Origin of the sequence: Paenibacillus sp. GM2FR (assembly GCF_002803325.1) — a bacterium.
Lineage (GTDB): Bacteria > Bacillota > Bacilli > Paenibacillales > Paenibacillaceae > Paenibacillus_AQ > Paenibacillus_AQ lautus.
In genome coordinates this window covers 4124258-4149494 of the sequence record NZ_MKZM01000008.1, presented here as the reverse complement: position 1 = coordinate 4149494, position 25237 = coordinate 4124258, and the positions used below count along the sequence as shown (strand labels likewise).

Annotated in this window: 24 protein-coding genes; 16 read left to right on the top strand and 8 right to left on the bottom strand. The window is 50.4% G+C overall.

Annotation, left to right across the window (positions count from 1 at the left end):
- Nucleotides 1–54 precede the first annotated feature (54 nt).
- From PAEVO_RS18810 to PAEVO_RS18795, 4 genes are all read left to right on the top strand, one after another.
- A complete protein-coding gene (locus PAEVO_RS18810) occupies nt 55–939 on the top strand; it encodes a hypothetical protein (protein WP_100539509.1) in 885 nt (294 codons plus the stop codon).
- A 102-nt stretch (nt 940–1041) separates the two neighbouring features.
- Nucleotides 1042–2130: a 3-phosphoserine/phosphohydroxythreonine transaminase gene (gene serC / locus PAEVO_RS18805; protein ID WP_100538924.1), complete on the top strand. Its 1089-nt coding sequence runs from the start codon at nt 1042–1044 to the stop codon at nt 2128–2130.
- Nucleotides 2131–2259: 129 nt separating this feature from the next.
- Nucleotides 2260–2724, top strand: coding sequence for a tRNA (uridine(34)/cytosine(34)/5-carboxymethylaminomethyluridine(34)-2'-O)-methyltransferase TrmL (gene trmL, locus PAEVO_RS18800; protein WP_100538923.1), 465 nt, complete (start codon nt 2260–2262; stop codon nt 2722–2724).
- A gap of 195 nt (nt 2725–2919) precedes the next feature.
- Nucleotides 2920–3174 (top strand): AbrB/MazE/SpoVT family DNA-binding domain-containing protein, encoded by a 255-nt coding sequence (locus tag PAEVO_RS18795; RefSeq protein WP_009595823.1) that lies wholly within the window; start codon nt 2920–2922, stop codon nt 3172–3174.
- A 281-nt stretch (nt 3175–3455) separates the two neighbouring features.
- Here the strand turns inward: PAEVO_RS18795 and PAEVO_RS18790 are convergent, their stop codons facing one another.
- Together PAEVO_RS18790 and PAEVO_RS18785 are read right to left on the bottom strand one after the other, a co-directional pair.
- Complete coding sequence (locus tag PAEVO_RS18790) at nt 3456–4541, bottom strand: phosphodiester glycosidase family protein (protein ID WP_100538922.1); 1086 nt, start codon at nt 4539–4541, stop codon at nt 3456–3458.
- Nucleotides 4538–4945: a hypothetical protein gene (locus PAEVO_RS18785; RefSeq protein WP_071218139.1), complete on the bottom strand. Its 408-nt coding sequence runs from the start codon at nt 4943–4945 to the stop codon at nt 4538–4540. The genes PAEVO_RS18790 and PAEVO_RS18785 overlap by 4 nt, the downstream gene beginning before the upstream one ends.
- A 381-nt stretch (nt 4946–5326) precedes the next feature.
- Here PAEVO_RS18785 and PAEVO_RS18780 point away from each other — a divergent pair, with 381 nt between their 5' ends.
- Nucleotides 5327–5983, top strand: a complete 657-nt coding sequence (locus PAEVO_RS18780; RefSeq protein WP_100538921.1) for a DNA-binding response regulator — start codon at nt 5327–5329, stop codon at nt 5981–5983.
- Between the two features lie 109 nt (nt 5984–6092).
- Nucleotides 6093–7307, top strand: a complete 1215-nt coding sequence (locus PAEVO_RS18775; RefSeq protein WP_100538920.1) for an aminotransferase-like domain-containing protein — start codon at nt 6093–6095, stop codon at nt 7305–7307.
- A gap of 138 nt (nt 7308–7445) precedes the next feature.
- Here the strand turns inward: PAEVO_RS18775 and PAEVO_RS18770 are convergent, their stop codons facing one another.
- The gene (locus tag PAEVO_RS18770) at nt 7446–8222 is read right to left on the bottom strand and encodes a DUF2161 family putative PD-(D/E)XK-type phosphodiesterase (RefSeq protein ID WP_100538919.1); all 777 of its coding nucleotides are present in this window, start codon (nt 8220–8222) and stop codon (nt 7446–7448) included.
- Between the two features lie 265 nt (nt 8223–8487).
- Here PAEVO_RS18770 and PAEVO_RS18765 point away from each other — a divergent pair, with 265 nt between their 5' ends.
- On the top strand, nt 8488–10383 hold the full coding sequence (locus PAEVO_RS18765; RefSeq protein ID WP_100538918.1) for a PrkA family serine protein kinase: 1896 nt from the start codon (nt 8488–8490) through the stop codon (nt 10381–10383).
- A 212-nt stretch (nt 10384–10595) separates the two neighbouring features.
- Nucleotides 10596–11657: a globin-coupled sensor protein gene (locus PAEVO_RS18760; RefSeq protein ID WP_100538917.1), complete on the top strand. Its 1062-nt coding sequence runs from the start codon at nt 10596–10598 to the stop codon at nt 11655–11657.
- 127 nt (nt 11658–11784) lie between these two features.
- Here PAEVO_RS18760 and PAEVO_RS18755 read toward each other — a convergent pair whose 3' ends face one another.
- Nucleotides 11785–13176: a SpoVR family protein gene (locus tag PAEVO_RS18755; RefSeq protein ID WP_100538916.1), complete on the bottom strand. Its 1392-nt coding sequence runs from the start codon at nt 13174–13176 to the stop codon at nt 11785–11787.
- 272 nt (nt 13177–13448) lie between these two features.
- Here PAEVO_RS18755 and PAEVO_RS18750 point away from each other — a divergent pair, with 272 nt between their 5' ends.
- Entirely contained in the window at nt 13449–15245 is a 1797-nt protein-coding gene (locus PAEVO_RS18750) for a S9 family peptidase (protein WP_100538915.1), read from the top strand.
- A gap of 65 nt (nt 15246–15310) precedes the next feature.
- Here PAEVO_RS18750 and PAEVO_RS18745 read toward each other — a convergent pair whose 3' ends face one another.
- Entirely contained in the window at nt 15311–16285 is a 975-nt protein-coding gene (locus PAEVO_RS18745) for a cation diffusion facilitator family transporter (RefSeq protein WP_100538914.1), read from the bottom strand.
- Nucleotides 16286–16617: 332 nt separating this feature from the next.
- Between PAEVO_RS18745 and PAEVO_RS18740 the strand changes: the two genes are divergently transcribed.
- The 4 genes from PAEVO_RS18740 to glpX all read left to right on the top strand — a co-directional run bounded on the left by PAEVO_RS18740 (nt 16618) and on the right by glpX (nt 19500).
- Nucleotides 16618–16791 carry a GapA-binding peptide SR1P gene (locus PAEVO_RS18740; protein WP_100538913.1) on the top strand — a complete coding sequence of 58 codons (174 nt, stop codon included), beginning with the start codon at nt 16618–16620 and terminating at the stop codon, nt 16789–16791.
- A 207-nt stretch (nt 16792–16998) separates the two neighbouring features.
- Nucleotides 16999–17661, top strand: coding sequence for a helix-turn-helix transcriptional regulator (locus tag PAEVO_RS18735; protein WP_100538912.1), 663 nt, complete (start codon nt 16999–17001; stop codon nt 17659–17661).
- 13 nt (nt 17662–17674) lie between these two features.
- Nucleotides 17675–18481 carry a pyruvate, water dikinase regulatory protein gene (locus PAEVO_RS18730; protein WP_100538911.1) on the top strand — a complete coding sequence of 269 codons (807 nt, stop codon included), beginning with the start codon at nt 17675–17677 and terminating at the stop codon, nt 18479–18481.
- A gap of 41 nt (nt 18482–18522) precedes the next feature.
- Complete coding sequence (glpX, locus tag PAEVO_RS18725; protein WP_100538910.1) at nt 18523–19500, top strand: class II fructose-bisphosphatase; 978 nt, start codon at nt 18523–18525, stop codon at nt 19498–19500.
- 97 nt (nt 19501–19597) lie between these two features.
- Here glpX and PAEVO_RS18720 read toward each other — a convergent pair whose 3' ends face one another.
- Entirely contained in the window at nt 19598–20101 is a 504-nt protein-coding gene (locus tag PAEVO_RS18720) for a hypothetical protein (RefSeq protein WP_100538909.1), read from the bottom strand.
- 240 nt (nt 20102–20341) lie between these two features.
- Nucleotides 20342–21199, bottom strand: coding sequence for a DegV family protein (locus tag PAEVO_RS18715; protein WP_100538908.1), 858 nt, complete (start codon nt 21197–21199; stop codon nt 20342–20344).
- A gap of 173 nt (nt 21200–21372) precedes the next feature.
- Here PAEVO_RS18715 and PAEVO_RS18710 point away from each other — a divergent pair, with 173 nt between their 5' ends.
- Nucleotides 21373–22263 carry a hypothetical protein gene (locus tag PAEVO_RS18710; protein WP_100538907.1) on the top strand — a complete coding sequence of 297 codons (891 nt, stop codon included), beginning with the start codon at nt 21373–21375 and terminating at the stop codon, nt 22261–22263.
- Nucleotides 22264–22347: 84 nt separating this feature from the next.
- Here PAEVO_RS18710 and PAEVO_RS18705 read toward each other — a convergent pair whose 3' ends face one another.
- Nucleotides 22348–23259 (bottom strand): molecular chaperone DnaJ, encoded by a 912-nt coding sequence (locus PAEVO_RS18705; RefSeq protein WP_100538906.1) that lies wholly within the window; start codon nt 23257–23259, stop codon nt 22348–22350.
- A 268-nt stretch (nt 23260–23527) separates the two neighbouring features.
- On the opposite strand from PAEVO_RS18705, the gene PAEVO_RS18700 reads away from it, so the two are divergent.
- The gene (locus PAEVO_RS18700) at nt 23528–24277 is read left to right on the top strand and encodes a DeoR/GlpR family DNA-binding transcription regulator (protein WP_076324436.1); all 750 of its coding nucleotides are present in this window, start codon (nt 23528–23530) and stop codon (nt 24275–24277) included.
- Complete coding sequence (gene pfkB, locus PAEVO_RS18695) at nt 24277–25188, top strand: 1-phosphofructokinase (protein WP_100538905.1); 912 nt, start codon at nt 24277–24279, stop codon at nt 25186–25188. Before PAEVO_RS18700 ends, pfkB begins: the two co-directional genes overlap by 1 nt.
- Nucleotides 25189–25237 lie beyond the last annotated feature (49 nt).

Sequence of the window (25237 nt, the reverse complement as noted above, 5' to 3'; positions counted from 1 at the left end):
AGCCCTGGCAGGCAAGTCGGCCGGGGCTTCTTCATCATGAATGGAGCGATTTTTTTGGGACATCAATTAGCAAACGGACAATTGGAAGTCGATATAGCGGAGGTTGGTCGTTACCAAGGCACGCGTTTTGACCGGACCGGTTTCATTACCCAGGCCAAATTGACCGAGAGCGGTCACACATTCTGTGTTCATGAGTTTGCGGATGGGTTTAACCCTCAGGGTGGTTCCGGGTTGTGCAACGAGTTTGGACTGCATGAAGGTATGGGGTATGCAGAGGCCGAAGTAGGCGGGTGGTTTCCTAAATTAGGGGTGGGCCTTCTTCAACGGATCAGCAAGGACTCGTATCACTTTCAGTATACGTATCCGGTGGAACCCTTCGATGTGGATATCACTTCGGATGACGTGAGTATCACCTATACGATTCATCCTAGGAACGTCAAGGGGTATGCGGCAAAGCTCGTTAAAAAAATCTCGATTCAGGACACGGCGTTGACGATAGATTATGAGCTCTTCAATGAAGGGAGCCAAAGGATAGATACGGAGGAGTACATTCATAATTTCATAGGGATTAATGAGGAATCGGTAGGACCCGAGTATAAGCTCAAGCTGCCTGTCCCTGTCCGTTTTACGGAGGTCGAATCGGATTATACCTCGGGCCTGCTGTCTGTTCATGATTGCGAGGTATGCTGGAATGAGAGACCCCACAAGCCCTTCTATGGGAGAATGCAAGGCTTTAACGGCAGCGATTATCCTTATTCCTGGCAGCTAACGCACAGCGCCAGCAGGGCGGGAGTGAGGGAGATCAGCGATTTTACGGTGGCGCATATGGCCCTGTGGGGGATCGGCCACGTTATTTCGCCAGAAGTGTTTATTCGATTAAGCCTGGCACCCGGAGAAAAGAGATCCTGGAGCAGAAAGTATCAATTCTTTTGCTGGTAACCGGAACAATTTAATGTGAATAATTACACTTGAAGGTCTATGGGATTGTTGCTATGATTAGCGTTAATTAGCATTCATAGTAGAGAAAGGGTGGAGAGTCTTTTGAGCAAGAGAGCATACAATTTTAACGCAGGACCTGCTGCATTGCCGCTTGAAGTGTTGGAGCGCGCCCAGGCCGAATTCGTCAATTACGGGGATACCGGCATGTCAATCATGGAAATGTCTCATCGCGGTGCTGTATATGAAGCCGTTCATAACGAAGCGCAGGCGCGCCTGCTGTCCCTGCTGGGGAATCCATCCGGCTACAAGGTGTTGTTCATTCAAGGCGGTGCAAGCACGCAATTTGCGATGATTCCGATGAACTTCTTGGGACAAGACCAGGTTGCGAACTATGTAATGACGGGAAGCTGGTCTGACAAGGCGATTAAAGAAGCCAAGCTGATCGGCGAAACTCATGTGGCAGCCTCTTCTGAGGAGAGCAAGTACATGGCTCTGCCTAGTCTTGAAGACATCAAGCTGTCGGATCATGCAGCTTACCTCCATCTTACTTCCAATGAAACGATCGAAGGCACGCAGTTTAAGGAATTCCCGGATACCGGTTCGGTGCCGCTTATCTGTGATATGTCGAGCGATATCCTCAGCCGTCCGTTCGATTTGAACCAATTCGCGATGGTCTATGCGGGTGCCCAGAAGAACTTGGGGCCGTCCGGCGTTGCCGTTGTGATCGTCAGAGAGGATATGATTACAGATTCTCCTAAACATCTGCCGACTATGCTCCGTTACAATACGTATTTGAAAAATAACTCGCTGTACAATACGCCGCCGTCTTTTGGCATCTATATGATCAACGAAGTGCTGAAGTGGATTGAGGAGAAGGGCGGACTGCAAGGCGTTCAAGAGATGAACCGCAAGAAAGCCGCGCTCATCTATGATGCCATCGATAACAGCGAAGGCTTCTACCGCGGATGCGTGAATGCAGAGGTGCGTTCCGATATGAACATTACGTTCCGTCTTGCCTCTGAGGAGCTGGAGAAGGAATTCGTGAAGGCATCGGAGCAAGCAGGCTTTGTCGGCTTGAAGGGTCATCGCAGCGTCGGCGGTTTGCGGGCTTCGGTCTATAACGCCGTTCCGTATGAGAGCGCTCAGGCGCTGGTAGAATTCATGCAGCAGTTTAAGAATAGTCACAGCTAATATTATACAAGATTACACAATGATAACCTTCCGCCGGTTTGGCGGAAGGTTATTTCTGGATATCCCGGGAAATCGGGAGGGAATCGGTTATAATAAAAATAAAACAGATGAAAAGGTGGACTTATCAACATGGCATTACACATCGTACTAGTCGAACCGGAAATTCCAGCCAATACGGGCAATATCGCCAGAACTTGTGCCGCAACGGGCACCCATCTGCACCTGGTCCGTCCGCTCGGCTTTAATACCGATGACAAAACCTTGAAACGGGCCGGGCTGGATTACTGGTATGCCGTACATATTGAATATCATGATTCCTTTGAGGAGCTGCAGGCACTCTATCCCGAAGGACGCTATTTCTACGCCACGACGAAGGCAACCAAGCGTTATATGGATATCGAATATCAAGACGGAGATTTTTTGGTGTTTGGCAAAGAAACCAAGGGACTGCCTCCGGAGCTGCTAGCCGCGAATAGCGAGCATTGTATTCGCATGCCGATGACGGATAAGGTGCGTTCGTTGAATCTGTCCAACTCCGCAGCAATTATGGTGTATGAGGCATTACGTCAATTAGATTTCCCGGGTATGGAATAAATTTTGCAAAACGTTGAGTTTTTTCGGGAAAATCATCCAGTATACCTAGTTGATATTGAAAAAAACTAAGAAATTCTTAATTTCCAGCAGGATTCGACAACTTTTTATCGAACTATTATACTAGGCCCTTGTTATCAGTTCTGAACTGTGGTGTCAGAAATCACTTGTTGAAAATGAAAGAGGTGTACAATCGTTATGAAACCTGCTGGTGTTGTTCGTAAAGTTGATCAGCTGGGAAGAATCGTTCTGCCTAAGTCTCTACGCAAGAGATATCAAATGAACGAGGGGGATCCCGTAGAAATTCTTGTACAGGGGGACCATATTATATTGGAGCGCTATCGTCCGAAATGCGTCTTCTGTGGTTCTATGGACGGAGTAAGCGAGTTTAAAGAACGCTATATCTGTTCACAATGCATGTCCGAAATGCAGCAGCTTCCCAAACATGCCTAGTACCTCACACGAATTACTTTTTGCGCATCGCTAATGAGCGGTGCCTTTTTTGTCCCTCAAAAAAATAAAACTCCCCCGATATACGAGGGAGACGCCTTACAGGCCTTTGGTTTTATCATCATTGTATGACGCGGTCCAAATGCCAACCATATAAAGGGCGAATACGAGCATGACGATCCAAAATGTTAATGAGAAAGACATCCTTGCCACCTCCTGCTAAGCTACTCTTTATTATAACCACCTTGGGCAAAAAAATAAACGAGAATATCAAGCCGGCTCCATTATTTGAAAAATAAGAAGTGCGTGGGTACCGGCCGCAGACTTCCGTCCGACGGTTTGTTCACGACGCGGCCGTTTAGGATTAGGGATGCGGACCCGCCGCCATCCAGATTATAAGCGTCAATCACGCCCAACTTTTTAAGCTTGTTCTGCAGCTCCTGCAGCGTGGCTCCCGATTTGCCCTTCTCATCATATCCTTCGGTAACCAGAATGAGCAGCTGATCGTCCTTGTAATTGCCGATGACGGTACGCGGTGCCCTGCCGGGAGTTGTTCTCCATTTCTCGGGTATTGTCGTTTTGCTGCCGTTTTTGAGCAGCACGGGTACAAAGGTAGCACCGAACATAGGATCAAGCCGGTCAAGCTCGCTCTGACTGTAGAACTTGCCACCGATCAGCTTGCCGGATTTGCTCATGCCGACAAAGGCAAGATCCTTAAAGCTCGGTTGAAACCCCGAGACGTATTTGCCATCATAATAGGTCGTGCTCAGCGGATGTCTGCCCCCGTTCCCGTCAGCGTATCCACCGGCATTAATTCCCGCAACCGCACCATGCCTGCTTACGGCACGCATGGTGGTTTCGACGGACCCGGGTCTGCCGCTTTCGCTTCCAAGCGACATTTTCATCGCGGAAGGGTCTTTCAGTTTGACCTTCATCGCATACCCGTGATAGGTGCCGGGATTGATCTTGTACAACTCAATTCGAATCCGGTCACTGTTGACCGTTTCAATAGGGACACCCAGTTTGGTGGTGATCCGGCGATTATAGATTTGCTCCGGGCGCGCGGCTTGCGATTCCGCTGTTTGCAGAATGGTTCCTACTGTGGCGGTTGTCTGCCGATAGAGCTTGGCCGTTTTTTCAATGGAGGATATCGTCTGCTCCGCAGAGACGGCAGCTTGATCCAAATCCTGTTTAATAACGGCTGACTGTTCCGATATGCTGCCGGATGGTATGTACTCCGCGGTTTCGTGCGACAGACGCGGCGGTTCCGTGATTAACCACATACACAGCAGCATTCCGATAAAAGGTGCAATGGCCAGCATAAACGTACGGTTTAACTGCTTGGGACGGATATACTTCAGTTTTCTCACTTCAGCAGCTCCATCTTGCGTTCCAGCTCCTTCAGCTGTTTCTCAACTTGGCTTAGTTGACTGTACAGCTTGTTGCTGTTGTCTGTTTTGCCGCTAGCCTGATCCTTGGTAAAGGTCAGCAGCTCATTAAACGACTGAACCTTGCTCTGCATTTCGTCCATTTCCTGAACCAGCTCGTTAAACCTTTGGTCGTACTCTGCTTTGAATGACGCCATCTCCTGGCGCGTATCCTGCTGCAGCTGCACCACGACTTGCTCCTTCAAGTGATTGCTATATAGGTAGGCTGCGGTGGTACCCAGCCCGATGAGAACAATCCAAAATACCCAGAACCATTTGGTGGATGGCCCCTTTTGCTGCACTTCCTCACGGGATTTATAGGGGGTATTGTGTTCCTGCTCCAACATTGGCATTTCATCACCCCTCAAAAACTATCATTTTTTCCAAATTTCATTCTAACATGTCAGAATTACTTTCGCAAAGACGAACCAATAGCACTTGTTTTTATGAAAAATAGATTGCCTAGAAAGATAGAGTGGGATACAATCTGTATAGATTTGATTATCAAATAGGATACATATAAGACATTCGCCATGCATACCGTCAAAGGCCCTGCGCCTATAGGATTAATTAACCTTTTTTCTATACGAATAACGGCTCCGAATTGCGTCTATCCATATCTGCAAACAACGGGGATTCGCAATACCGGATATGTAAGAAATTGACGGCGCTTACTTAATAGAGATACTAGAGATTCAAGATTGTTGATACAGGAGGTCTATTAGAAAATGAATCAGTGTTGGCGGGTAGTTATCGTTGGCAGTCAACCTACAAGCATGCTGGGAACAAAATTGATTTTGGAAGAGCAGCAGGATCTGCTCGTGGAGGGAATGACCTCCTCGGATTCAGAAGGGCTTCGAATGGTCGGGGATTTGCTTCCTGACTTGGTACTATTGGATTATCATTTGTCGGAACATACCTCGGAAGCCGTATTGGAGCAGATGAAGCAGCTGTCCCCGAAGACCCATGTCGTCATTATGACCGACAATGATGGCCTTCCTTTGCTGCAATCCTTGATCAGTCGCGGTGCTAGCGGCCTATTGTCCAAGCAGGCATCCACATTTCAGCTCATACATATGATTACCGGACTCCGGGAAGGCGTCGCCTCGCTGCCGCTCGACTGGGTAAGGCAAGGCATCTGGCCGTTAACGGCCTCTGCAATGAACGAAGGCGGACTCCAGCTCTCCGAAACGGAGGCTTTTATAATGGAACGGATCGTCCAGGGCATTACATACGACAAAATCGCCATGGAAATTCAGGTGAGCCGCCGCTCGATTGACAATTACCTCCGCAAAATTTATGTGAAGCTCGGGGTATCCACCCGTGCGCAGGCGATCGAGAAGTATGCGCTGTATACCCGCCAAGGCAGGCAAATATATGCCTAATGCAGGATTAAGGTATAATATATACATATCAGGAATACCTTTTAGAGGTTGTTAAGAGGCTCCTGAATACAAAACCGAGGTTTTGATAACGGTTAGAGGAGGGACTTCCATGCAGTATTCCTTTGCTTCCCGTGCACAGACCCTTTTGTCATCCCCGCTGCGCGATATCAGGGAACTTGCGAAGCGGGATTCTTTTATTTCCTTGGCAGAAGAGCTGCCGGCCGAAGAGTTATTTCCTTTGCATTCACTGGCAGAAGCGGCGACATCGGTGCTCTCCGAGGACCCGCTCGCCCTGCAGTACGGTGAGGCAGAAGGTTATGGACCGCTGCGCGAGTGGCTGAGCGAGGACTTTTCCAGGCGTAAAGGCCTGAGCGTTCAGCCCCAGCATATTCTGCTGACAACGGGCACCCAGCAGGCCATTGATTTGCTGGTCCGGGTGTATGTGGACCCAGGCGATCCGGTGTTGGTGGAGAATCCAACCTCACCGGGACTGCTCCAGGTGCTGCGTCTCCAAGGTGCCGTCATCGTGCCTGTGGAGGGAGATCAAGACGGGATGCTGCCGGAGCATCTTGAGGCCATGATCCGGCAGCATAAGCCGAAGCTGCTGATGGCTGCCCCCAATTTTACCAATCCCACAGGCGTGATGTGGAGTTTGGAACGGCGCAAGCAGGTGCTGGAGCTGTGTATCTCGCATGGACTTCTTATCGTAGAGGATGATTCTTACGGCGATCTTTATTTTGCAGACGCCAAGAATCCGAAGCCCCGAATTCCTTCCATCTTCTCACTCGAGGAGCCGCAGGGAGGACATGTTCTGTATGTGGGCTCGTTCAGTAAAACCGTAGCGCCGGCGCTGCGTACGGGATGGGCTGCCGGGAACCGGCGCTTGATTGAGATGATGACGGCTGTGAAGCAGATGGCCGACTGGCAATCCAGCATGCTGAACCAGCGGATGCTGCATCATCTGCTGGAATCAAAGCATTTTAAGCTGGAAGATCATATCGCCATGCTCAATCGGGAATACGCAACGAGGCTCAAGCTGATGGTGGAGCTGCTGAAACGCAGCGCATGGAAGGATTCAAAGTATGCGGTGCCTCCCGGGGGGATGTTTCTCTGGGTACAGCTGCCTCCGGGCTTGAATGGGGATGCGCTCTTAAGAGCCGCTCTATTAAAAGGAGCTGCATTCCTGCCAGGCTCGATGTGCTCGGCAGCAGATCGCACCCGTGAGTGTATCCGGCTGAATTTTACGCATCCGGGGCGGGATGAGCTGCTGCTCGGCATGAATCTCATCAGCGAAGCCGTGATGGAATTTACAGCCCGGAATTAGACATGGAAGGTTTCTTTTTGCGAAATCGTGTATAACATAGCAAAGCTGCTGATTGAGCCTGATTTCAGGTTCGGAATAGAATCAGCAGCTTTTTTTCATGGGCGAATGTTTGCTTGCTTGAGGGGCTGCATATAAAATCTATGATTTCACTACGGAAGCATAATCTGCCAGGGCCTGTACGCCGGCGGGCGTCAGCACGTAGCGTCCGCGGCTCACCCGACGGAACCAGCCGTAGTAATTGCGCTGCAGAATGTCAGCCGCCGATCCCACCCCGCTTCGATCCCGTACAGCCGCCGGAGAAATGCCGGTGAGCACCGCAGGGGCAGTTCCTTCTTGCCGCTCATGACCCTCCGGGAGTTCGCGCGAGCCCAGCTGCTCCACTTCCGCCGCATTCATGGCAGCAGCAACGCGCAGCGTTTTCTCGCGATAAGCGGTAACCAGCTTGGCCCTCGTCACCCCGCCCGTGTTGTAATCGCCGCTGCGCTCACGAAATTCATACAACAGGCGTTCCTTGCGCCTGATGGCGGTCCGACCCTTCTGCACGGCCATCTCCGGCTCACAGAGCACCTCGACGAAGGGCGCTTTGGTTTTGTAAAAGGTGACCGTAATGAGTCCAAGTCCCAAACGTCCGCAGAGCCCCGTCAGCTCCGACCAGCGCTGATTGACGGCTCCTTTCTTCGCCCGGCTCTTCTCGACGGCAAGGTAAACGTACGGGGTCAGCTTCAACCGCTCGATACCCTGGAGCAGAAGGGCCAGATTGAATGTTTTTTTCAATTCCACAATCAGCGGTTCATCGGCGCCCTCTTTCATGCCGACAAGATCACAGTGGCGCACTTCGCCTTTCACTTCATAACCGTTCAATTCAAAAAAGGCCTTGAGGGGAGCGTACAGCTCGGCTTCATGCTTTATCGCCATGATGACTCTCCTTTTATTCGAAAGATGCTTAATGTCAAGTTAATGTAATTTCAGTATAGCATGGGGACGGCTCGCGTGGCGTACCCGAGTGTAGAATGGACCGGTGGTTAGATAAAATTGCATGCGCATGACTTCGAAAATAAGGTCAACTATTCCAAGTAAGTCGCATAGGTATGTAATACACTTTTTCGAAAATGGAATGTTTTCTAATGACGCTGTGGAATGGAAGCCAATCCCCATAAACAGACTCATAGGAGGTAGCGAAATGGATATTTTCGAACGCATAGCATCGTATCGGGCAGAAGGCGACCGTTTGGCGTGGAGCGGCACATTCAGGGAATACATTGAAATACTTAAGAAGGATCCCTCTCCAGCCATGACGGCACATGCCCGTGTATATGACATGATCGAATCCTACGGTTTCGAAGAGAGCGGGGGCCAGAAAAAATATAAGTTTTTTGAACAGGAAATCTTCGGTCTCGACCGAGCTGTTGAGAAACTCGTTGAGGAATATTTCCATTCCGCGGCCCGCAGACTGGATGTTCGCAAGCGCATACTGCTGCTTATGGGGCCCGTCAGCGGCGGGAAATCCACGCTGGTTACGCTGCTGAAGCGCGGCCTGGAGAAGCATTCCCGTACCGACCGGGGAGCGGTATACGCGATCGCCGGCTGCCCGATGCAGGAAGAGCCGCTGCATTTGATTCCGCTGGAGCTCAGACCGGAGATCGAGAAGGAGCTCGGCGTCCGAATCGAGGGGAATTTGTGCCCGGCCTGCCAGCTTCGGCTTAAGACCGAGTACGGCGGTGATATCGAAAAGGTTGAAGTCGAGCGGATATTAATTTCCGAGGAGAACCGGGTCGGCATCGGTACGTTTAGTCCATCGGATCCCAAGTCGCAGGATATTGCCGATTTGACCGGCAGCATCGATTTCTCCACCATCACGGAATACGGCTCGGAATCGGATCCGCGGGCCTACCGCTTTGACGGCGAGTTAAACAAAGCCAACCGTGGTTTGATGGAGTTCCAGGAGATGCTGAAATGCGACGAAAAATTTCTGTGGAATTTGCTCTCCCTGACCCAGGAAGGGAACTTTAAAGCGGGTCGGTTTGCGCTGATTAGCGCGGATGAACTGATCGTGGCCCACACCAACGAATCCGAGTATAAAGCATTTATCGCCAATAAGAAAAATGAGGCGCTGCAATCCCGAATGATTGTCATGCCGATTCCGTATAACCTGAGAGTCAGCGACGAGGAGAAGATCTACTCGAAGCTGATCGGCCAAAGTGATATGAAGCATATCCATATCGCGCCGCACGCGCTTCGTTCTGCCGCGATATTCTCCGTTTTGACGCGCCTGAAGGAAACGAAGAAGCAAGGGATGGATCTGATCAAGAAGATGCGCATGTACGACGGGGTGGAAGTCGAAGGATATAAAGAAGCGGACCTGAAAGAAATGCAGAATGAGTATCTGGAAGAAGGCATGTCCGGGATAGATCCGCGATATGTCATTAACCGGATATCCAGTGCTTTGATTAAGCAGGATCTTCAGTGCATTAACGCGCTGGATATGCTGCGGGCCATTAAGGATGGGCTGGATCAGCACGCTTCGATTGCCAAGGAAGAGCGGGAGCGTTATCTGAATTTTATCGCTGCCGCACGCAAGGAGTATGATGATCTGGCGAAGAAGGAAGTCCAGAAAGCCTTTGTGTATTCCTTTGAGGAGTCGGCCAAGACGCTGTTCGAGAATTATTTGGATAACATCGAGGCATTCTGCAACTGGACGAAAATCCGCGATCCGTTAACCGATGAGGAGATGGATCCGGACGAAAGATTGATGCGTTCGATCGAGGAGCAGATCGGTGTCTCGGAAAACGCAAAGAAGGCTTTCCGGGAGGAAATCATGATACGCATCTCGGCTTATTCCCGGAAGGGCAAAAAGTTCGAGTATAACAATCATGAGCGCCTGCGCGAGGCGATTGAGAAGAAGCTGTTCACCGACCTGAAGGATATCGTCAAGATTACGACCTCGACCAAAACGCCGGATGCCGTGCAGTTGAAACGGATCAACGAGGTTAGCTCCAGACTGATCGAAGAGCATGGGTACTGCCCGGTATGCGCGAACGAGCTGCTGCGTTATGTGGGCAGTCTGTTGAATCGGTAATAACGAATAGAAGAATGGAATGCCATGAGAAACCATCTGTGAATTCGGGTGGTTTCTCATGTTTTGGGATGAAATGGCCCGGTTTGTCGGTGCAAATATACACACAATTAGGACTTTGGCATTATGTCTGTATGGTAAATATAGTCTATAATGGACCCTAAGTACTTGAACCTGTGATATGGATCACGCTATTTAGGAGTGGATTTTTCGAAATGATTGATGTTTCCCCGAAAAGACGCCAACAGTTGGAGTATATCGGATTGGATGAACAAGGGTTGGAGCTGCTGGCCAATCATCGTGACGTGTTTGCGAAGGTAGTTGAAGAGGTCGTTAACCGGTTTTACGCGCAGATCGGGACGCAGCCGCACCTGATGCAGATTATCGAGCGTACCTCGAACGTGGAGCGGCTTAAGGAGACCCAGCGGGTATACTGGATGTCGCTTGCGGCAGGGAGAGTGGACGATGCTTATATTGCCGAACGGATTAAGATCGGACAAGTTCACTCCAGAATCGGCCTGAAAACAGATTATTATCTTGGAAGTTACATGGTTTATCTGGACATTGCCACCGATTTACTGAAGCAAATCGTACCGGATCAGTGGATCCACGTGGTGCATGCGCTGAGCAAGATGTTTAATTTGGACTCCCAGCTCGTCCTGGAAGCTTACGAAATGAAAGAGAAAGAGAAGATCAACCATTTGGTATCGGATCAACAACGAATGTTGGAAGCGATTACAAATGCAGTTCAAGAATTAACTGCCATGATCGTGGAGCTGGATCAAAGCGCAGCCTTAATGGCAGACAATGCAATCAAAACTGCAGAAGCCCAAGATAAAGCGCATTCGCTGACTTCCGAGCTCGGCGAGGAAATTCTACATATTGAGCAGATGGGCAGCTTGATTAGGGAAATCTCGGATCAGAGCCACTTGCTCGGTCTGAATGCGGCGATTGAGGCTGCTCATGCCGGGGAGTTAGGCAGAGGCTTCGAGGTGGTTGCCGGCGAAGTTCGAAAGCTGGCCACCAACTCCAAGAAGGCGATGGATGAGATTCAGGACAAGGTTAGCGGCATTATTCGCAAGCTGGGTCTTGTAGAGCAGGAATCGGAAAAAACGTCCATGAACGCACGTAATCAGGCGGCAAGCTCGCAGGAATTGGCTGCTTTTGTGAAAATGATGGAAAAGCTGGCCGATGATTTGGAATCGCTTCAGCATGAATATGATGTTCAGAAGCACGATGTCCAGGAGGAAAACGTATCCGAGAAGGTAAGTGTATAACAGGGATCCGAGAGCGAACAGATGATGTGTGCGCTATATGAAATGAACAGCAGCACCCGCGAAGGAGGAAACTTACCCTTCGCGGGTGCTGCTGTTATATGGCGCCATATTTGTTTTTCAAGCGTGGTTAAATAAATCGCCGATGCAGCTTCTTGCCGTCATAGGAGAACAGGATCGGTTTGCCCTCGATCATGCTATGCAGATGCACGGGTTTGCCCCAGAGCCGGTAAACATAGGGAATGGTCCGCTCCATATATTTCAGGTCAAGCTCAATGCCCTCGTACAGATGCCTGATCATCAGTTCGCCGGAGCGGAGATGATCGCCATCGGTTACCACGAGAAACGGCGAGCCGCCGTTTACGCGGGAGACGACCAGCTGGTCGCGGATATTTTCCCACGCCTTATCGGTGATTTTCCACTCCGGTCCTTTTTTCTCAAAGACATAGAGGTCCAGATCCTCCACCAATTCCTTTGTCAAATAATTGCGCAGGAAGGAGATATCGGAGTCGTATTCACGGACATCAAACATCTTATCCCGGTCCCAGCGGCGTTCGATATCCTCGAAGATTTTCAGCCCAAGGTAGTAGGGGTTCAGGCTGTGGCGCGACGGCTGCACAACCGAGGCATTAAGCTTGGCGAATTCCACCGTTTCCTCGCTGGTCAGGTCCATCTCCCGCAGAATACGCTGATGCCAGTACGAAGCCCAGCCTTCGTTCATGATTTTGGTTTCCATCTGCGGCCAGAAGTACAGCATCTCCTCCCGCAGCATGCTCATAATGTCCCGCTGCCAATCCTCCAGAATGTCGGAGTGCTCCTGAATAAACCACATGATATCTTTCTCCGGCTCGGGCGGGAAGCGTTTAGGTGCTGCCGGCGATTTGTCGGCTTTGTCTTCGCCGTCTTCGTCCATATCCCATAAATCGTCGTACCGGCCTGGAGGCTTTTGCCGCTTGGCTTCCTCTTTCTGCTCCTGCATCCGCCGTGCGGTGTACCGCTGCTTATCCAGTTTATCGGGCCTCACGATATGCGGATCCACATGCTCTTGAATCGCCAGCACCGCGTCGATAAACTGCTCAACCGCCTCCGTGCCATGCTCAATCTCATAACGGGAGATGCGCTCGGCAGTAGCCGACATGCTCTCGACCATATTGCGGTTGGAGACGGAGAAGCGGGCGTTGTTTTTAAAGAAGTCGCAGTGTGCAAGGACATGGGCGACAATGAGTTTATTCTGAATCAGGGAGTTGCCGTCCAGGAGAAACGCATAACACGGATTGGAGTTGATCACGAGCTCGTAGATCTTGCTAAGGCCGAAGTCGTACTGCATCTTCATTTTATTGAAGGTTTTTCCGAAGCTCCAGTGGCTGAACCGGGTAGGCATGCCGTAGGCGCCGAAGGTGTATATGATGTCTGCCGGGCAGATCTCATATCGCATAGGGTAAAAATCAAGGCCAAAGCCTGTAGCGATCTCGGTAATCTCCGCAATGGAACGTTCCAGTTCCGCGATCTCGTCTTGGTGCACGAGAATCCCCCCTTCGTCATTAAAAACATGGTTCTTATCATTTATATGGGATCTTGCTGCAGATATGCGGGCAGAAGAGGGACGCCGGGAATATATACAGGCCCCTGTCAAAAATTGTACATCCTCTCGGTCTGCAGACTTAGCAAGCTGCCCGACTATGTAACGGTGACCCTTACGATGCTTTGCGTTATAATGGGAATAATCCAGCGGTTTGGCAAACTTCTCCATTTATTTACCGATGGATAATAAGATGAGGTCAGGGAGGCAAATGAATGATCGAATTTCCTAAACCCGATGTGGAGCAATTTTTTCAAACGTATGGCATTCGTACCTTCGGAATCAGTGCAGACGAATCACGGCTTGTATTCAGCAGCAGTCTAAACGGAAAATTCAATTTATGGGCCATGGAGTTAGAAGGGGAGACATCCTACCCATACCCGCTTACATACAATGACCAGATCGCAAGCTTTATCAAGCTGGACCCGGAAGGGCGGCATATCTTAACGGCGTTTGACCGTGACGGGAATGAGAATTATCAGTTTCATGCGCTGCCCTGGAACGGCGGCGAGCCGATGCCTTTGTTCGAAGGGGCGGATGCGGATGACAAACATTATTTTGTGCATCTATCGGAGGACGGCAAGCGACTGTATTACGTTACGTCGAAGGGGAATCCGTCCTTCCTGAATTCGCGCGTATATCATCTGGACACCAAGGAGGATCAGTTGCTGCATGAAGGCGAGGTGACGTCGACCGAAATGTGTGCTGTGAGCCCCGACGAGAGAACCATCGCGTATACGAAAGTGTATGCCAACACCTACTATGTTAGTTACGTGAAGAGAGAGGGCGAAGAGCCGCTGTGCTTGACGCCGTCGCCGGAACAGGTGCATATTTCGGGGGATGTGCTGTTTGCCGGCAATGACCAGGTCATTTTTGCAACAGACTTTGAATCCGAATTTTCTTATGTGGCCCGTTACGACATCCCGCAGCAAAAGTTTGAACCGCTGTGCCGCATCGACCGGGAGAGCATTCAGCTCTTGCGCTACCATAAGGATTCACGAACCCTCTACATTGTCACGGAAAAAGGGGTGGAGGATCGACTGTATGCCTATTCGCTCGACAGTGGTGAGTTAACTGCCATTCCTCTCCCATCGGACATCGTGGAGCAGTTGAACGTGACAAAGTCCGGCAATCTGTACCTGCTCGCCCGCGGCGCCGTGAAGCCGCTTAACATTTACCGCTATGCGGATGGCGCATGGAGCATGATCACGAAAAACGTTCTGACAGGATTAACCGACGAGGACATGGTGACACCGGAGGTTGTGACGTATCCATCTTTTGACGGCATGGAGATTGAAGCGCTCCTGTTCCGCGCCAAAGATCACGTGGCGAACGGTTATACGGTATTTTGGCCGCATGGCGGCCCGCAAGCCTCAGAGCGCAAGCAGTTCCGCTCCATGTTCCAGTATATCCTGGCCAAAGGGTATCACATCTTCTGTCCGAACTTCCGGGGAAGCACGGGTTACGGCAGCTCCTTCGTGAAATTGGTGGAACAGGATTGGGGCGAGGGACCGCGCAAGGACTGCTTGGCAGGCATGGATTGGCTGTTTGAGCAAGGCATCTCGAGCCGTGAGAAGCTCTTCGTGATGGGCGGCAGCTATGGCGGTTATATGACTCTGCTGCTGGCAGGGCGTAATCCGGAGTATTTCAAAGCGGCCATTGACATTGTTGGCGTCAGCAACCTGTTTACCTTCTACCATTCGGTACCGGAGCACTGGAAGCCGATTATGGAGCGCTGGATAGGCGATCCGGAAAGGGATAAAGATCGCTTTATCAAGGACTCGCCGATTACATACCTGGATGGGATGGTGAACCCGATGCTGATCATCCAGGGGGCTAACGATCCGCGTGTCGTCAAAGAGGAATCTGACCAAATCGTGGAAGCCTTGAGGGCGAAGGGCCGTGACGTAGAGTATCTCGTGTTTGAAGACGAGGGACATGGCATTACGAAGAAGGCCAACGAGAAAATCGCTTATGCGCGGATGGTCGAATTCCTGAAGCGTAATCAGTAAGAGTCGTATGAAAAAAGAGGCGTACCTTAAGGTCCATCGGACTCTGAGGTATGCCTCTTTCCCGTTTAGTTATCCAGATTCTCGCTCGGATTCCAAAGCTTGATTCCATCGTCCTCCAGGATACCCAAGGTCACATCCGAGATGTTTGGATCCTGGGTCAGCAGGGCGTTGATTCTCATTTTGGAATGGCCGGCCTCGGCCAGGCTCATCCCTTTCTTCAGCTCAATGTAGGCCTCCACATGATAGTTCCGGCCTTCCTGCAGGATACGAAGACGATTGATATCGCGGACATCCGGATCGCCGAGAATGATCTGGGAGATCTTCTCTTCCACTTCATTCGGAGCGGCGACTCCGATTAAGCCGACCATATTGTCATATCCAACCTTAAAGGCGACGCCTACCATCAGACAGCCGATGAGGATCGTGGCGATTCCATCCAGGATGAGGAAGTTGAAGAAATGTGCGAATATAATGGCAACCAGAGCAAAGAGGGCGCCCAGCGTAGCAACGATGTCTTCATAGAACACAAGCCGTGTAGGCGGGGCGGCGCGGCCGGCATTTTTGAAAGCCGCTGGCAGCAGGGCAAGGCCGGATGCTTGAACGCGGGTTTCCTTCATTATCTCTTTCATGGCTTTCATCAGAATGGAGCCATCAATGATAACGGCAATGGCCAGCACAATGAAATTAAGCCAGAAATTCGTGGCTTCTTCCGGATGTTTTAACAGCTTTAAGCCTTTCAGGATCGTTTCGTAGGCCATGATGGTAACCACGATCACCGCGACCATGCAGACCAGATTAATGACCCTGCCGAATCCGGTGGGGAACTTCTTGGTCGGCTTCCGCTCGGCCAGCACGCTGCCTACGAATACAAACCCCTGGTTTACCGCATCGGCCACCGAGTGCATGGCGGATGCAAACATCGTACCGCTGCCGCTGACAGACGCCGCAATCCCCTTGATTATGGCCAATCCCGTGTTGCCCAGTGCCGCAATGGCGGATGAGGTATTTCCTTTCTTAATGAGCTGCCATGTGTTCTTCAATCCAAACCCTCCGTCTATAATGTCGATTTCTATAAATCTGAAGTATATATTATCATATCATGCCAAATTAAGGGTATCCCCATCCCTTATCTTCACAGGAAACATGATGACATACATATTACTTAACATGTTTTTTGTTACATTAATCATGATTTACTCATATCTTCATTTCTTACCCAATACATTAAGAATATAGTGGAAAATAAAGGGATGTGGGAAACGAAACGGTTGGTTAGCGGTCTTTGGCATGATGTGGAGAATCGAGTTACCCCCTTGATAACAAAGCGTAAACTGCCTTGCAGCAAAGTGAAAAAACATGAGGAGGAAATGTTATGAAAGCGTTAACAAGTCCGGAGGCAGCGAAAGGCAAGGCGAACGAGGAATGGGGCCTGATTATATGCTCCAGATGTGATGAAATGGTGGATACGATTCCAACCGACGGAGTGAAGATCATTTATGGATATTGTGGAAAAGGGGAATGCAAAGGCACAGACCCTCAAGATTAAACGATGGTGATGATTAGACCGAATGTAAACAAAGCATGCTTATCGGGAGGAAACCTCCTGAAGCATGCTTTTTTAGTGGAATTATGTGGATTTATAACCTTTTCTGATAGGGGTTAAAAAAATGATTGATACCTAATTATGCATTTTTGAACGAAAATATGTTGCATATATATTATATATGACGTATTATATCGGCAAGTAGAGGAAATGCACGCAGGAGGGATCACTATCGAACTGACGACAAGGCAGCAGGATATCGTCGATATCGTAAAAAAACATGCACCCATTACAGGAGATCAGATTGCGGAGATGCTGAATGTCAGCCGAGCCACCCTTCGTACCGATTTATCCAAACTGGTGGTTCTGGATTATATTGATGCCAAGCCTAAGGTGGGGTACTTTCTGGGAAAGCGGGGTACGCGCGACCGGGAGGAGAAGTTTCGCCTTCTCAAAATGAAGGTTGGCGATCTGCACGGTGTTCCGGTTATTGTGCGTGAGACCACGACGATCCATGAAGCCGTTGTATCCTTGTTTCTGGAGAACGTGGGGAATCTGATCGTTACCGATGCCGACGGCCATCTGGCCGGGATTGTGTCCCGCAAGGATCTGCTAAAGGTAACGCTTGGCAACCCGACGGCATCCTCCATGCCGGTAAGCCTGATCATGACCCGCCGGGCTAACGTGACAACGGTGCAGCCGGAAGATACGGTACTGGATGCCGCACGAAAAATCATCAATCATCAAATCGATAGCCTGCCGGTTGTTGTTCCATCCACCACGGGGAAGCCGGGGGAACACTGGAAGGTTGTGGGTCGGATTACAAAAACGAATATTATCAAAATGCTGCTCGACATGGTAGCCGAGGAATAATGGGAGGAATCGGATGAATCAGGCATTAACTCATTTCATAGCAATCTGTTCGGACTCCATTGGGGAGACGGCTGAAGCGGTTGTGCAAGCTACACTACGCCAGTTCGAGCTTCCGAATACAGAGATTAAACGTTATATGAACGTTCGCGACGAGGATGAATTGACCGAATTGATGGAGGAGGTGGCGCGGCGCGGAGGCTTTGTGGCCTACACGCTTGTGCAGCCGGAGCTTCGCGAGGTCATGCGGGAGGAAGCTGTGCGGCTCAACATTCGTACGGTGGATATTATGGGGCCGATGATGCAGGCATTTGCCGATACGTTCAACGACTATCCCAAACGACTGCCGGGACTGCTGCATCGCTTGGACGACAGCTATTTCCGGAGAGTCGACGCGATGGAATTCGCTGTCCAATATGACGATGGCAAGGACGTTAGCGCCATTTTGAAGGCGGACATCATCTTGCTGGGCGTATCCCGAATTTCCAAGACCCCGCTATCGATGTTTCTCGCTCATAAAGGCTACAAAACGGTCAATTTTCCGATCGTGCCGGAGATGTCTCCGCCGTCGCAGCTCAGAGAAGTCACGAACGGCACAATTATCGGACTTACGATCGAGCCGGAGCATCTTCTCAAAATCCGCAGCGAGCGCTTAAAGGTCATGGGACTGCCGCATCAGGTGCAGTATGCAGCCCTTGAGCGGATACAGGAGGAGTTGGATTACGCCCTGTCGCTGTATGCGGAGCTCGGATGTCCGGTCATTGATGTCACGGATAAGGCGATTGAGGAATCCGCAGGACTGATCATGAATTATCTGAAATAAGCTGCACCGGTAAGGAAAAAAGCAGAAGGAGGGATTCATTCATGGAGAGTTCATTAGTATTGGAGCTTGTAAGAGTAACGGAGGAAGCGGCACTGCAATCCGCCCGGTGGACAGGAAGAGGTGACAAGAACAGTGCTGATGAAGCCGCGACGGTTGCCATGCGCAAGCATTTTGATTCCGCAGCGATGGATGGGGTCGTTGTCATAGGGGAAGGCGAGATGGATGAAGCTCCCATGCTCTATATTGGAGAGCGCGTTGGGAACCGCAAAGGTCCGAAGATGGACGTGGCGGTGGATCCGCTTGAAGGAACGGAAACGGTGGCCAGCGGGCTGAACAACGCGTTGTCCGTGATTGCCGCAGCTCCCCGAGGCACCCTTCTGCATGCGCCCGATATCTACATGCATAAGCTCGCGGTTGGACCCGAGCTTGCGGGCAAGCTGAGTTTGAATGATCCGATTGAAGTAACCCTTCGAAAAGCATCGGAGATCTTATCAAAACCATTGTCGGAGATGACGGTATCCATTCTCGATCGTGAGCGACACAACGCGATGATTAAGGCTTTGCGAGAGTCCGGGGTAAGGATCAAACTGCTGAGCCACGGGGATGTCATGGGTGCGATCGAGACCTGCACGGACAGTGAGGTCGATCTCTATGTGGGTTCTGGAGGAGCTCCGGAAGGCGTTCTCGCCGCCGCCGCTTTGAAATGTCTGGGCGGAGAAATCCAGGGACGGCTTATACCGGAAACACCGGAGGATTTTATCAGATGCCAGGATATGGGGTTGGAGCATCCCGAGCAGCTGCTGACCATGGAGGATATGGTAGGCCGCGAAGGCGTATTATTCGTGGCAACCGGCGTGACGGCTGGCGATTTCCTGCGCGGCGTGAAGTATATGCCGGGTCAGCGGGCTGAAACGCATTCCGTCATGATGTACTCCGGCACTCGAACCGTCCGTTATATCCGCAGCGTTCATCATCTGTTTCAAAGCAGTGAAACGTTAGCTGCCGCTGCATCTTCTTAATGCATATGCAGGGCATCTATAACATAAAGGCACGCCAAAGGTTAACTAACCTTCGGCGTGCCTTTATGCGTTGTTAACGGTTTAGCGCAGCGGATGCTTAACCGTGTCTCTTCCGTCCGAGCATCAGCCAAGCTCCGCCAAGCACAAGCACTACGGCAATAACAGGCTGCACGACGGACAGGTAATTCAGCACGGGTCCGATAGAGAATACCACGAAGAACAGCAGCGACAATACAGTCAGAATGTTAATCGGGATGAGCAGCCACTTGTTACGCGATCCGAACCAGTAAAACTCGAACAGCCCTGCCGCAACGGCCAGGATAAAGCCGGGCCACATTGAACCCCATGAGTCGAACAAGGAAGCGATTTGGCTGACAATACCGGCTGTGAGCAGAATGCCGCCCGGTATCAACAGTCCGATGCCCTGTCGTCCAACCAGCGAGAAGTACATCCAGTGAAAAAACAGGCCTAACGGGATCACGAACAAGGTAGGCCAGAATGTGGCGAAGATGGAACCGGCGCCTACCGATCCGCCTTGGTTTAAGAGCAAGTATGCGCCGAGCAGGATGAGCAGCGGTGCCAAGATTGTACGTTTCGTCATACAAACTTCGTTCCTTTCCTTTTGCAGATTGATTAATCCAAGAATACCATGCAATGGATGGGGATGTCCTCGGTCCTTCGGGGAATGTTTCACCTAGACTTTAGTCTAGGATGACATGTTTAGCCAATAGTCAGCCCGTGTAATAAGGTCCTAAGCGTCCGGTGGGCAGGCTTGAGTACAGAAAAACAGTCCTGCGGCAGAACGTTACATGGCAGGACTGTTTTTTTCGAAAGAAGGATATTATGAAGGCTTCTTGGTATACATGAGTCCGACGGTTTGAGGACCGCAGTGGCTGCAAATGACGCAGCCCGCCGTAGAAATGCTAACCTGCCGTGCGCCTGTTTTCTCCTGCAGCTCCTTCTGCAGGAAGCGGGCTTCCTCTTCGGCCATGGTATGTACAACAACGATCAAATCATTGTCCATCTTATCCACTTGAGTCAGCGCATTCTGGATCATTTGCTCCAGCGCCTTCTCTTTTTTGCCGCGTACCTTGTAAGCGGGGATCATACCGCCGTCTACGACTTTGATAACCGGACGGATTTTCAGCAGGCTGCCAATGATGTTTTGCATGCCGGAACAGCGTCCGCCTTTATACAAGTAATCCAGCGTATCAACAACGAATTCGCATTCCACTTCATTTACGGTACGGCTTAATAGCTCCACAATTTGCGGTATGGACGAACCTTCATTGGCCGCGTGAACAGCCTTCATAACAAGCAGTCCGATACCGGAGGAAAGATTGCGTGAATCAAACACGGTAACCCGGCCCTCGGGCAGCTCACCTGCGGCTATCAACGCATTTTGGTATGTGGAAGAAAGCTCTGACGAAATGCTGAGGAACAGGATATCCTCGCCTTGCTCAATAGAAGGCGTGAAGGCCGCAATAAAGTCGGACGGAGAAGGTGCCGCTGTTTTGGGAAGGCTGCCGATCTGATCGACTTTGGCGTATAGCTGTTCCGGCGTAATGTCGACTCCGTCGCGAAAGGATTGTTCTCCGAATACGACGTAGAGCGGAACGATGCCGATATGATATTCTTCTATCCATGAAGGTGGTAAGTCGCAAGTACTGTCAGCAAAAATTCTAATTTTACCAGACATGAACATCTCCCTTTATCAACTAATTGAATCTTGTACTACTAGAATACCTTGTTTGATGAGAAAAGGGAATGCTCTTGTCGTTTTGGGGCGAGTGCTGTGAGCATACTCCAAATAGGCGGTGATTGTGCAACATATTCCATAGGTTTCCCGTTAATTATAATGGAGGTGGTTTTATGGCAAAGCGAAAGCATTTGAGCAAAATCATCGCGGCAGCTGCCGCAGCTATGCTGCTCATGGCAATTACGGCATGCGGCGGCGAAGACCCGACTTCTCAGCCGCCAGTTGATCCGAATCCGGTAGAGGATGATGTTAAGGAACCAGCTGAACCCGTCGAAGAGCCGAAGGTCGAGATCAAGCAGGGAACCGGTACCTATGTAGGTCAAATCGATAACAATTCCGTTGAAATTGAAACAGCAGATGGCCCTACTGCGTTCCGGCTGGGCGAAGGTATGGACCAAGTCATATCCAAACTTCAGGGAGATGAGTCCGTCTCGTATGAGTATTGGGAGCAGCCCATTGAGGGCGATGAAGAATTGAAACAGCTGATCCTCACCAAGCTGACGGTGGAAGAGGGAGGCGGGGGCACGGGTTCAGAGAACGCGCAGCTGCCTGCAACCAAAGATTTTGAACTTGAGCTGGAGGGCATGAAAGAGACCAAAACAGCTAAACTGGCCCAGGGTGACGGCTACGCGCTCTATATTTTTGATATCTTTTCCTTTGATGCAAAGACCAACAAGCTGACCATGAATGTGGATCAAGATTATTATGTCGAGATTACGAAGCTGCCTTCGGATTATAACGGGGACGAACTCAAGCTGGAAGCGGAGAAAGAGCTTGCCGAGACAGGTAAAGTTCGTGAAGCTGACGACCATGAGAAGCATAAGGGCATGGAGGATGCGTCCGTGTATATGATAGGCGAAGGCGAGAACCTGACCAAGATGTACATTGTGGATGAGATTGACGGACAGGGCTATATTTTCCGCGTAAATAACCCTCACCGTGAACCATCCGAGGGGTTTGCCACGCATGTCTTTACATCCTTGAGCTCGATCGTTAATCAATAAGGCATATAAAAACAGCCTCCGCTGTTTGGCCATATGGCTAAGCAGCGAGGCTGTTTTGTTATTCATATCGGATGGGCGCATTCATTACTTGGACGTCTCCAAATATTGCTTAATAAAGCGCAATGCATTTGCGTCCCGTTCCGTGCCTTCACGAATGCCCGCAAACATTTCTTTCTTAAGGACAGGCAGTTCTTCGCCAAGCGGGCTGCCCATAATATCCACGGCATACACATGCTCCGAACCGTCTTCCTCATTTTTTCCCTTGACCAGCATCTCCGGTGTGAGCAGTTCCTTCAGCTCGCCTTCAACCTCCGCTTCGAGCGGACGTACCATCCCTTGATTGCCAATCCAATCAAAGGCGGTCTGATCCATAATGTACAGGTCCGGTCGCTCGGTGGACAGGACAAGCAGTGCCTTTTGCAGCATGGCTGCATCCTGCGGATTGTTGGAATCCAGAGGCGGTACATAGTTAATGTTAACGGTTACGCGTTTCCAATCGGGGAATTGCGCCAGAATCGCGTCTTCGATCGGCTTGAGGTCCTGTCCTCCATCCTGATTCATATAAGATCCGAGGAACATGACTTCCAGATCAACCGGGGGCAGATTGGCCAACCGTTCTTTCTCGGCCTGATGGTTGAAAATGCTGATCACGATATAAATGAGTACGCCGACTAGAGCAATTCCGCCGAGCACATGAAATTTATAATAACGGAAGAAATGATCGGTTTTCTCCGCTGTCCCGGCAAACCTTTTATATTTGCCGTACCGTTTCTGATTCATCTCTTCCAAAGCTTTACGGTTCTCTTCTTCAAGGATGAATTTATAGGCTTTGGTGATTTCGGCAAACTCGGCTTCGATCTCCTCCGCCCGGTCCGGCTCCCGCCTTTGATGTGAGCGGGTTTGGCGCATGAGCAGCGTATACCGGTCGTCGAGCTGTTCCTTGGTTGCATCCTCCGGCAGACCCATTCGCTCATAGGCTTCTTTCAATTGGTCCATTCATGTCACCTCTTCTATACTGTGAGAGTTTCCTATTTACCAGTATATAGTGTAGAGGTGGCAGGTTACAAACGTTTATGTGATGTTTCGACACTTGCCGGCTTGATAATGGGTAAACTGTCATGAACAAGCAAAAAATGCCGAATGGAAATGATGCGATATGGTAAATGATTCATAGCTTTCCTGAATGATTATGAATGATTTTGAAAGTTTTAGATTGTTTTTTGGAATGATTATGGTAGTATATGCTTTGAGGGGGGATTCGATTATGCTGACGGAAGAAAGATACCGAATCATTTTAGAGCGCTTGCAAGAACGCGGCGTCGTGAAGCTGCAGGAATTGGTTGAACTCCTTGAAGCTTCGGAATCAACAGTTAGGCGTGATTTGATCGACCTTGAAGAACGTCAATTATTAAAGCGCATTCATGGCGGAGCGGCTCTGCCGAGCCCTAAGATACAGGAACCTGGAATTGAGGAAAAAACGTTCAAAAACATTCAACAAAAAAATGTCGTTGCCCGTTTAGCGGCAGCACAGGTGGAAGATGGAGAAAGCATTTACCTCGATGCGGGAACGACCACACTGGCGATGATACCGTTCATCGACGCGAAGGATGTCACGGTTGTTACGAACGGTTTATCCCATATCGAAGCGCTGGTCAGCAAGCGAATCAAAAGTTATCTACTGGGCGGCATGATGAAAATTCATACCAAAGCCGTCATCGGCAGCATCGCGCTGCAAAATATGGACAACTTCCGCTTTGACCGTTGCTTTCTGGGCACGAACGGTGTGGATGTAGAGATGGGTTACACCACGCCCGATCCGGAAGAAGCCTTGATTAAGCGGCGCGCCCACCAGCTGTCCGCCTCCAGTTATGTCCTTGCGGATTCAAGCAAAATAGGTGAGGTTTCCTTCGCCAAATTGTTGGATCTGAACGAAGCGACGCTGATTACAGAGCCCTTGCCGGAATCATGGAAGAAGGCCATTTCACAGAAAACCAAAATAATTGAGGGATCATGATGATATATACAGTTACACTGAATCCTTCCATCGATTACATCGTGGAAGTTGAGCATATCGAGCTTGGCGGTTTGAACAGAATGACCCGGGACATGAAGTTTCCGGGCGGTAAAGGAATTAATGTATCGCGGGTGCTGAACCAGCTTGGAGCTGATAATACGGCCATCGGTTTCCTTGGCGGATTCACCGGTCGTTATATAGACGAGATGCTGGGCAAGGAAGGAATCTGCACCGATTTCGTAAATATCGCGGACGATACCCGCATCAACGTCAAACTTAAGCATGGCGAAGAGACCGAGATTAACGGCCTGGGTCCTATCATCAGCGACGAAGAAACGAAAGAGCTGCTTCATAGACTGTCGCAGCTTCAAGCAGGGGATATCGTTGTGTTGTCCGGCAGCGTTCCGCCTTCGCTGGGACCTGACTTCTATGGCCGTCTTATCGAAGCGTGCCGGAAGAGCGGCGCCGAATTCGTGATGGACACCACCGGAGAGGCGCTGATGAAGGCTTTAGCCTGGAAGCCGCTCCTCGTTAAGCCGAATCATCACGAACTGGCCGAATTATTCGGAGTCGTGATCGACTCAAGCGAGAAGCTTGTGGAGTACGGCCGAAAGCTGCTCGAGCAAGGAGCACAGCATGTCCTTATCTCCATGGCCGGCGAAGGGGCGCTGTTCATCACGACCGATCGGGTATATCACGCGAGCGTACCGTCAGGTACAGTCCGTAATTCCGTCGGGGCCGGCGATTCGATGATTGCCGGATTCGTCGGTACACTTGCGATGGGCAAGGACCCGATCGAGGCATACCGGACAGGGGTCGCCTCGGGAAGCGCGACGGCGTTCTCGGACGATTTGGCTGTGCGGGAGACGATTGAGCGACTTCTTCCGCAGGTTAAAATCACGGAGTGGTAAGTCGCTTTACATCGAATCACGCGTTATGGTGCGGCTATGGCGTGGTTGT

Excerpts from the sequence above, each read along its gene's own strand:
- trmL (WP_100538923.1), top strand. The coding sequence starts at position 2,260 with ATGGCATTACACATCGTACTAGTCGAACCGGAAATTCCAGCCAATACG.
- PAEVO_RS18795 (WP_009595823.1), top strand. The coding sequence starts at position 2,920 with ATGAAACCTGCTGGTGTTGTTCGTAAAGTTGATCAGCTGGGAAGAATC.
- PAEVO_RS18785 (WP_071218139.1), bottom strand. The coding sequence starts at position 4,945 with ATGTTGGAGCAGGAACACAATACCCCCTATAAATCCCGTGAGGAAGTG.
- PAEVO_RS18780 (WP_100538921.1), top strand. The coding sequence starts at position 5,327 with ATGAATCAGTGTTGGCGGGTAGTTATCGTTGGCAGTCAACCTACAAGC.
- PAEVO_RS18775 (WP_100538920.1), top strand. The coding sequence starts at position 6,093 with ATGCAGTATTCCTTTGCTTCCCGTGCACAGACCCTTTTGTCATCCCCG.
- PAEVO_RS18770 (WP_100538919.1), bottom strand. The coding sequence starts at position 8,222 with ATGGCGATAAAGCATGAAGCCGAGCTGTACGCTCCCCTCAAGGCCTTT.
- PAEVO_RS18765 (WP_100538918.1), top strand. The coding sequence starts at position 8,488 with ATGGATATTTTCGAACGCATAGCATCGTATCGGGCAGAAGGCGACCGT.
- PAEVO_RS18760 (WP_100538917.1), top strand. The coding sequence starts at position 10,596 with ATGATTGATGTTTCCCCGAAAAGACGCCAACAGTTGGAGTATATCGGA.
- PAEVO_RS18750 (WP_100538915.1), top strand. The coding sequence starts at position 13,449 with ATGATCGAATTTCCTAAACCCGATGTGGAGCAATTTTTTCAAACGTAT.
- PAEVO_RS18740 (WP_100538913.1), top strand. The coding sequence starts at position 16,618 with ATGAAAGCGTTAACAAGTCCGGAGGCAGCGAAAGGCAAGGCGAACGAG.
- PAEVO_RS18735 (WP_100538912.1), top strand. The coding sequence starts at position 16,999 with ATGCACGCAGGAGGGATCACTATCGAACTGACGACAAGGCAGCAGGAT.
- PAEVO_RS18730 (WP_100538911.1), top strand. The coding sequence starts at position 17,675 with ATGAATCAGGCATTAACTCATTTCATAGCAATCTGTTCGGACTCCATT.
- glpX (WP_100538910.1), top strand. The coding sequence starts at position 18,523 with ATGGAGAGTTCATTAGTATTGGAGCTTGTAAGAGTAACGGAGGAAGCG.
- PAEVO_RS18720 (WP_100538909.1), bottom strand. The coding sequence starts at position 20,101 with ATGACGAAACGTACAATCTTGGCACCGCTGCTCATCCTGCTCGGCGCA.
- PAEVO_RS18715 (WP_100538908.1), bottom strand. The coding sequence starts at position 21,199 with ATGTCTGGTAAAATTAGAATTTTTGCTGACAGTACTTGCGACTTACCA.
- PAEVO_RS18710 (WP_100538907.1), top strand. The coding sequence starts at position 21,373 with ATGGCAAAGCGAAAGCATTTGAGCAAAATCATCGCGGCAGCTGCCGCA.
- PAEVO_RS18705 (WP_100538906.1), bottom strand. The coding sequence starts at position 23,259 with ATGGACCAATTGAAAGAAGCCTATGAGCGAATGGGTCTGCCGGAGGAT.
- PAEVO_RS18700 (WP_076324436.1), top strand. The coding sequence starts at position 23,528 with ATGCTGACGGAAGAAAGATACCGAATCATTTTAGAGCGCTTGCAAGAA.
- pfkB (WP_100538905.1), top strand. The coding sequence starts at position 24,277 with ATGATATATACAGTTACACTGAATCCTTCCATCGATTACATCGTGGAA.